Here is a 7,299-nt window from a genome sequence, read left to right as displayed (position 1 = left end):
CGTCGACCGCCATCCGGGTTAGCACGAAGCCGACGCCCCAGATCACAGCGACGGCGACCGCCAGGAAGATGTCGAAGGGTTTCATGACGACAATGCGCGGAAGTTACATCCCCTCCGCGCCGCGGGTGATGGCGGCGACGCCGGTACGCGAGATTTCGACCAGGCCGAGCGGGCGCATCAGGTCGATGAAGGAATTGATCTTCGACGACGAACCGGTGATCTCGAACACGAAGCTTTCGATGGACGCATCGATCACGCGGGCGCGAAACGCCTCGGCGAGACGCAGGGCCTCGACGCGGTGTTCGCCGGTGCCGCGCAGCTTGACCATGGCGAGCTCGCGCTCGATGGAACGGCCGGTCAGCGTCATGTCCACCACGCGATGCACCGGGATCATGCGATCGAGCTGATGCTTGATCTGGGTGATGACCATCGGCGTGCCGGTGGTGACGATGGTGATGCGCGAGAGATGCTTCTGCGCTTCGGTCTCCGACACCGTGAGACTCTCGATGTTGTAACCGCGGCCGGAGAACAGGCCGATGACGCGCGCGAGCACGCCGGGCTCGTTGGCAACCAGCACCGAAAGCGTGTGCGTCTCGTTGGGATCGTGACGCTCTTCGATGAAATAGGCGGAGGCAGGCTGTTCCATTGTCGTTTCCTGTCGAAGTCCTGGTCGGCTTGCGCCGGAAATCTCTATGATTGCCTCACACTCCGATTGTCATTCCCGCGAATGCGGGGATCCAGTAAACGCAGGCAGCGGTGATAGACCACGCCGTAGGTGTCTACTGGATCGCCCGGTCAAGCCGGGCGATGACAGTGGAGTGCGGGCTTGCTCCTAATTGATCACACCAGCGCCTTGCCGCCGGCGAAGGCTGCGGCGGTGGCTTCGTCATTGGCCTCGAGCGGCAGCAGCATTTCGTTATGCGCCTTGCCCGACGGGATCATCGGGAAGCAGTTCTCCAGATTGGCCACGCGGCAATCGAACAGCACCGGCCTCTTCACCTTGATCATGTCCATGATCGCGCCGTCGAGATCGCCCGGCTTCGAGCATTGCAGGCCGACACCGCCATAGGCCTCGGCGAGCTTCACGAAGTCAGGCAATGCTTCCGAATAGGAATGCGACAGGCGGTTGCCATGCAGCAGCTGCTGCCACTGGCGCACCATGCCCATATACTGGTTGTTGAGGATGAAGATCTTGATCGGCAGCTCATACTGAACCGCGGTCGAGAATTCCTGCATGGTCATCTGCACCGAGGCATCGCCGGCGATGTCGATGACCAGCGCATCGGGATGCGCGACCTGCACACCCATCGCTGCCGGCAGGCCGTAGCCCATGGTGCCGAGACCGCCGGAGGTCATCCAGCGATGCGGCTCCTCGAAGCCGTAGAACTGCGCGGCCCACATCTGGTGCTGACCGACCTCGGTGGTGATGTAGGTGTCGCGGCCACGCGTCAGTTCGAACAGGCGCTGGATCGCATGCTGCGGCATGATCACGTCGCTGTTCTTCTTGAAGGCCAGCGAATTGCGCGCGCGCCAGGTGGCGATGCTCTGCCACCACGCCTTGGTGTCCGGCTTCTTCGCCTCGGCCTTGAAGACCTGCAGGATGTCGCCGAGCACATTGGCGCAATCGCCGATGATCGGCACGTCGACGCGGATGTTCTTGTTGATCGAGGACGGATCGATGTCGATATGGATCTTCTTCGAATTCGGCGAGAACGCATCGGTGCGGCCGGTGATGCGATCGTCGAAACGCGCGCCGACGCACAGCATGACGTCACAATCATGCATAGCCATGTTGGCTTCGTAAGTGCCGTGCATGCCGAGCATGCCGAGCCATGCCGGGCCGGAAGCCGGATAGGCGCCGAGGCCCATCAGCGTGGAGGTGATCGGGAAGCCGGTGACCTCGACCAGCTCGCGCAGCAGTTTTGTCGCCGCCGGGCCGGAATTGATGACGCCGCCGCCCGAATAGATGACGGGCTTCTTGGCGTTCGCCAGCAGCGAGACCGCCTTGCGGATGGCATGCGCGTCGCCCTTCAGGCGCGGCGAATAGGACACGTGGACATCCGACTTGCGCGGCGGATGATAGGTGCCGGTGGCGAACTGCACATCCTTCGGCACGTCGACGACGACCGGGCCCGGGCGGCCGGTGGTAGCGACATAGAAGGCCTCATGCAGCACCTTGGCGAGATCGTTGACGTCGCGGACCAGCCAGTTGTGCTTGGTGCAGGGCCGCGTGATGCCGACGGTGTCGCATTCCTGGAACGCATCATTGCCGATCAGATGGGTCGGGACCTGGCCGGTGATGCAGACCAGCGGGATCGAATCCATCAGTGCGTCGGCCAGCGGCGTCACCATGTTGGTGGCGCCGGGACCCGAGGTCACCAGCACGACGCCCGGCAGGCCGGTGGAACGGGCATAGCCTTCGGCCGCATGGCCGGCGCCCTGCTCGTGGCGGACCAGGATGTGCTGGACCTCCTCCTGCTGGAAGATCTCGTCATAGATCGGCAGCACGGCGCCGCCGGGATAACCGAACAGATGCTTCACGCCGTGATCCGCGAGCGCACGCACGATCATGGCAGCGCCGGTCATCTGGTTGGGATCGTGGGGCTTTGCGTCACTCATGGTCGGCTCCGATGCGCGCTTCGCGCTTGTGGTCGATGAGGTCTGATTGGTTCGTTGTGGTGTCGTTCAGGCAATAAAAAAGGGCCCCGTTCAGGACCCTGTGCGCACCGCTCGGATCGTGGGTAGCCGTCAGCTACCCCCGGCGATGCGCCAGGGTACCACGATAATAAGGAGGTTTGAAACTTTATTGCGCATGACTTGGTCGTTTGAGTTCGAAACTTGCGCGGACCATAGCGGGCAAAAACGGGAAGTCAAGGCATGCCGGCCGGATCAAGCGGATGTCGAAGGCTAGCCGGGACGGTGGCGTTCGGCGAGAGGAAAATTGGTTGGGCTGATATGCGATTAGCCAGACGCCCACTCTGCACCTCATGGTGAGGAGGCGCGAAGCGCCGTCTCGAACCATGAGATGGCCGGGGGTCCGCGCTTGTGGCTATCCTTCGACACGCGCGCAAGTGCGCGCTCCTCAGGATGAGGTGGGAGGTTGTAGCACCGCCATCGCCTCCTCCGGCGTCATCCAAGCAAATTCCGGCAATTGGTGCCGGAACCACGTGAATTGCCGCTTGGCGTAATGGCGCGTATCAGCCTGCCCGATGGCGCAGGCCTCCTCGCGCGACATCTCTCCGCGCAGATACCTGATCAGCGCCGGCACGCCATGGGCCTTCATTGCCGGCAACAGTGGATCGAGCCCGCGCGCTGCGAGAGCTTCGACCTCATCGAGCGCCCCTTCGTCCAGCATGCGCACGAAGCGCGCATCGATGCGGGCGTAGAGTTCGTCGCGATCGGGGGCGAGGAAGACGGCGGTGGTACCACCCGGCGGCAATAGCGGCGGCAGCGCGTCACTGTGCCAGTCGGTGAGCGCGCGGCCAGTGGCCTCGATCACTTCCAGCGCCCGCGCGATGCGGGTGCGGTCGCGCAGATTGAGCTTGGCGGCGGAGATCGGATCGCGCACCGCCAGCTCTGCATGCAGCGCTTCGGGGCCGTTGCGTTCGAGCCGCGCGCGCACATCGTCACGCACTGCATCGGGGACCGGCGGTACGGCGGAGAGGCCGCGGGTCAGCGCCTTGAAATACAGGCCGGAGCCGCCGATGAAGATCGGCAGCTTGCCCCGCCCTCGCACCTCGGCAAGTACCTCGCGCGCCGCTTCCACCCATGCGCCGGCGGAGAAATTCACCGCGGCATCCACGGTGCCATAGAGGCGGTGCGGAGCCAGCGCCTCCTCTTCCGGCGTCGGTCGGGCGGTGAGCACGCGGAGGTCGCGATAGACCTGCATGCTGTCGGTATTGATGACCACGCCGTCCCGTCCGCGCGCCACCGCCAGCGCCAGCGCCGACTTGCCGCTCGCGGTCGGCCCTGCGATAAGCAGCGCTCTATTATCCGGCCTGGAACTCACGTCATGTCTCTCGTCGCTACCCTGATCTGCAACCCCGCCGATCCCGCTCTCGATAGCACGGTGCTCGACGGCCTGCGTGCGCTTCTGCCGGGCGATACCGAACTGCACTGGCTGAGCGACGGCGTTGCTGCCGATATCCTGTTTACCAGCGACAAGACCAGCGCCACCGACCAGATCATCTTCGCCGACCGCCTGCGCGCCGCGCGGGGCGACATGCCGATCGATGTGGTGGTGCAGCCTCAGGCCAATCGACGCAAGAAGCTTTTTCTCGCCGACATGGATTCCACCATGATCGGCCAGGAATGCATCGACGAACTCGCCGACTTCGCCGGCCTCAAGGCCCATGTGGCCGCCATCACCGAGCGCGCCATGCGTGGCGAGATCGAATTCGAGCCGGCGCTGCGCGAGCGCGTGGCGCTGCTGAAGGACCTGCCCGTCACGGTGGTGGACGAGACGCTGGCCGAGCGCATCACACTGACGCCAGGTGGTCGCGAACTGGTGCAGACCATGCGTGCGCATGGCGCCTATACCTGCCTCGTCTCCGGCGGCTTCACGCTGTTCACGGCGAAGGTGGCGGAGCTGGTCGGTTTCCAGGAGAACCGCGCCAACGAGCTGCATGTGAAGGACGGCAAGCTGACCGGCACGGTGGCCGAGCCGATCCTCGGCAAGGCGGCGAAGCTGGCCACGCTGGTGGAGCTGCGGGAGGCCGCGGGTCTCGACAATCTCGATACGCTGGCCGTGGGCGACGGCGCCAATGATCTGGCGATGATCGGGGATGCGGGACTAGGCGTCGCGTTTCACGCGAAGCCCGCGGTGGCTGCGGCGGCGCATGGGCGGATCGATTTCGGCGATCTCAGCGCGTTGTTGTATGCGCAGGGATATAAGCGAAGTGAGTTTGTAAGCTAGCGCCGAAGCCAATGGTCTCCCTCCCCGGAGCGCAGCGAATGGGGAGGGTCCGCCGTTAGGCGGGGGTGGGGTCTATCTCCACGGTAGGACGTCACGTGGGGATAGACCCCACCCGTCTCGAACGCTTCGCGTTCGATCCACCCTCCCCGCTGCGCGGCTTCGCCGCTTGGGGGAGGGAGAAGAGCGCGCTACTGCACGCTCAGCGCCACGAAGCGCAGCTCGCCCTCGCCATTCGAGACCAGCAACAACACTGACTTCTTGCCGTCTTTCTTCACGGCATCGATGCGCTTGCTGACATCGGCGGCGTTGGTCACGGCTTCCTGCGCGACCTCGACGATGACGTCGCCGGCCGAGAGGCGCTTGTCGGCGGCGTCGGAGCCCTTGTCTACGCCGGTGACGACCACGCCCTTCACGCTGTCCTTGATCTTGTATTTGCTGCGCAGCTCTTTGCTGAGGCCTGTCAGATCGAGGCCGAGCGCCTTCTGCGTCGCCGGCTTCTCGGCTTCCGGCGCGGCCTTCAGCGAGGCCTGCACGGGCTTGTCATCCTCGAGGCGGCCAAGCGTGACCTTCTTGGTCTCCTCCTTGCCCTTGCGGATGATCAGCACGTCCACGGCCTTGCCGACCGGGCTCGCTGCCACGGCGCGCGAGAGATCCTTCGGCTCCTTGACGTCCTTGCCGTCGAACTTGACGACGACGTCGCCCGGCTCAAGGCCGGCCGGCTTGGCCGGGCCCTTGTCGTCGATGCCCGCGATCAATGCGCCGCGGGCGGGCTTGATGTTGAGGCTTTCGGCGATCTCGTCGGTGACCGGCTGGATGCGCACGCCAAGCCAGCCGCGGCGCACTTCCTTGTATTCCCGCAGCTGATCGATCACGCCGGCCACCGTCTTCGACGGCACGGCAAAGCCGAGGCCGATGGAGCCGCCGGTGGGCGAGATGATCAGCGTGTTGACGCCCACCACTTCGCCTTCGAGGTTGAAAAGCGGACCGCCTGAATTGCCGCGATTGATCGAGGCGTCGGTCTGGATGTAGCTGTCATAGGGACCGTTATTGATGTCGCGGTTCCGCGCCGAGACGATGCCCGCGGTGACGCTGCCGCCGAGCGAGAACGGATTGCCGATGGCGATCACCCATTCGCCGAGGCGCAGCTTGTCGCTGTCGCCGAACTTGACGGCGGTCACCGGCTTCACCGGCGTGAATTTCAGCAGGGCAAGATCGGTCTTCTTGTCGACGCCGACCAGCTCGGCCTTGATCTTGGTCCCGTCATTCATGATGACGTTGATCTCGTCGGCGCCGTCGATGACGTGATTGTTGGTCACCGCGAAACCGGCCGTATCAATGATGAAGCCGGAGCCGAGCGAGTTGGTCTTGCGCGGCTGCGCGCCGCCGCCCTTGTCGTTGCCGCCGCGGCCGCCGCGGTTCTTGAAGAACTCCTCGAAGAACTCCTCGAATTGCGAGCCCGGCGGCAGTTGCGGCATCGCACCCCGATTGCCGCCCTCGCCGCTGTTCTTGGCTTCCACCGTCGAGGTCGTTGAGATGTTGACCACCGAATCGATCACCTTCTCGGCGACATCGGCGATGCCATCGGGACCACGTGCAGTGGCAGGCACGACGGACGCACTGACCAGGGCGCCGACCGCGATGGCGGCCATCAGCGGACGCAGGCCGAAATTACGCATGCGGCGCGGTGACGAGAGAGCGGGAGTCGCGATGGACATAGGGGTAACGTCTCCTGACGAGAGTCGGCGATTTGCGTGCAGAGTGCGCCCGAACCACGCGATTGCGCAAGCTCGGCAGAACCGGCGACAGCGGTCGCGGAGCCTGTATTTGAACGTCAGATTGCGGCGGAATACAGATGAGCCCGAGGCGATCATCTTGATCGCGCTACGTTTTTGGGCACGCTGTCGTTAGCGGCGGATGAACCAGATCAGCAGCAGGCCACCGATCGCGGAGATGATGCCGGCGAGCCGAAACACGCTGTCCGGCGACGCCAGCGCGCTTTTCATGGCGCGGCGCATCCAGCCGGGAAATCCAAGGAACAGGATACCCTCGAACACGAGCAGGATCCCCAAGCCGATGAGGAAGTCGGTCAGCGCTATGGACCCCACCGGTATCAACTCCCGAACTTTCGCACCCTGACGTTTCTTGGCGCAGTCTTTTGAAAAGCAAATGAGGCGCATCGTGTGACGATGCGCCTCATCCTTAGATCAGACTTGCCGCGAACGCAAAACGGATAGGCCGTCTGCGCCGCGCGGCCCGTGGTTATGGTGTCGCCGTAGCCGGCTTGCCGGTCGGATTGGCGAAGTAGCGGAAGAACTCCGAATCCGGCCGCAGCAGGTAGCGGGTGTCGCCCTGCTTCAGGCCGTTCTCGTAGGCCGTCATCGAAC

6 protein-coding genes and 1 pseudogene are annotated in these 7,299 nt (G+C 64.2%); 1 reads left to right on the top strand and 6 read right to left on the bottom strand.

Annotation, left to right across the window (positions count from 1 at the left end):
- Window positions 1–103: 103 nt before the first annotated feature.
- The 3 genes from ilvN to miaA form a co-directional block, all read right to left on the bottom strand.
- Complete coding sequence (gene ilvN, locus ACIQ17_RS28650; protein ID WP_398472802.1) at window positions 104–646, bottom strand: acetolactate synthase small subunit; 543 nt, start codon at window positions 644–646, stop codon at window positions 104–106.
- Between the two features lie 194 nt (window positions 647–840).
- Window positions 841–2,619: an acetolactate synthase 3 large subunit gene (locus ACIQ17_RS28645; protein WP_398472801.1), complete on the bottom strand. Its 1,779-nt coding sequence runs from the start codon at window positions 2,617–2,619 to the stop codon at window positions 841–843.
- Window positions 2,620–3,082: 463 nt separating this feature from the next.
- On the bottom strand, window positions 3,083–4,009 hold the full coding sequence (gene miaA, locus ACIQ17_RS28640) for a tRNA (adenosine(37)-N6)-dimethylallyltransferase MiaA (protein ID WP_398472800.1): 927 nt from the start codon (window positions 4,007–4,009) through the stop codon (window positions 3,083–3,085).
- 3 nt (window positions 4,010–4,012) lie between these two features.
- On the opposite strand from miaA, the gene serB reads away from it, so the two are divergent.
- On the top strand, window positions 4,013–4,915 hold the full coding sequence (serB, locus tag ACIQ17_RS28635) for a phosphoserine phosphatase SerB (RefSeq protein ID WP_398472798.1): 903 nt from the start codon (window positions 4,013–4,015) through the stop codon (window positions 4,913–4,915).
- A 188-nt stretch (window positions 4,916–5,103) separates the two neighbouring features.
- On the opposite strand, the gene ACIQ17_RS28630 is transcribed toward serB, so the two are convergent.
- From ACIQ17_RS28630 to ACIQ17_RS28620, 3 genes and pseudogenes are all read right to left on the bottom strand, one after another.
- Window positions 5,104–6,630, bottom strand: coding sequence for a Do family serine endopeptidase (locus ACIQ17_RS28630; RefSeq protein ID WP_398472797.1), 1,527 nt, complete (start codon window positions 6,628–6,630; stop codon window positions 5,104–5,106).
- A gap of 189 nt (window positions 6,631–6,819) precedes the next feature.
- A complete protein-coding gene (locus ACIQ17_RS28625) occupies window positions 6,820–7,020 on the bottom strand; it encodes a DUF2065 domain-containing protein (protein WP_398472796.1) in 201 nt (66 codons plus the stop codon).
- Between the two features lie 154 nt (window positions 7,021–7,174).
- Window positions 7,175–7,299, bottom strand: a pseudogene (locus tag ACIQ17_RS28620) (protease modulator HflC); the annotation flags it as partial.

This window comes from Tardiphaga sp. (genome assembly GCF_044340795.1).
Lineage (GTDB): Bacteria > Pseudomonadota > Alphaproteobacteria > Rhizobiales > Xanthobacteraceae > Tardiphaga.
This window is presented reverse-complemented; position numbering and strand designations above follow the sequence as displayed.

Coding starts and splice junctions, on each gene's coding strand:
- ilvN (WP_398472802.1), bottom strand. CDS start 646: ATGGAACAGCCTGCCTCCGCCTATTTCATCGAAGAGCGTCACGATCCC.
- ACIQ17_RS28645 (WP_398472801.1), bottom strand. CDS start 2,619: ATGAGTGACGCAAAGCCCCACGATCCCAACCAGATGACCGGCGCTGCC.
- serB (WP_398472798.1), top strand. CDS start 4,013: ATGTCTCTCGTCGCTACCCTGATCTGCAACCCCGCCGATCCCGCTCTC.
- ACIQ17_RS28630 (WP_398472797.1), bottom strand. CDS start 6,630: ATGTCCATCGCGACTCCCGCTCTCTCGTCACCGCGCCGCATGCGTAAT.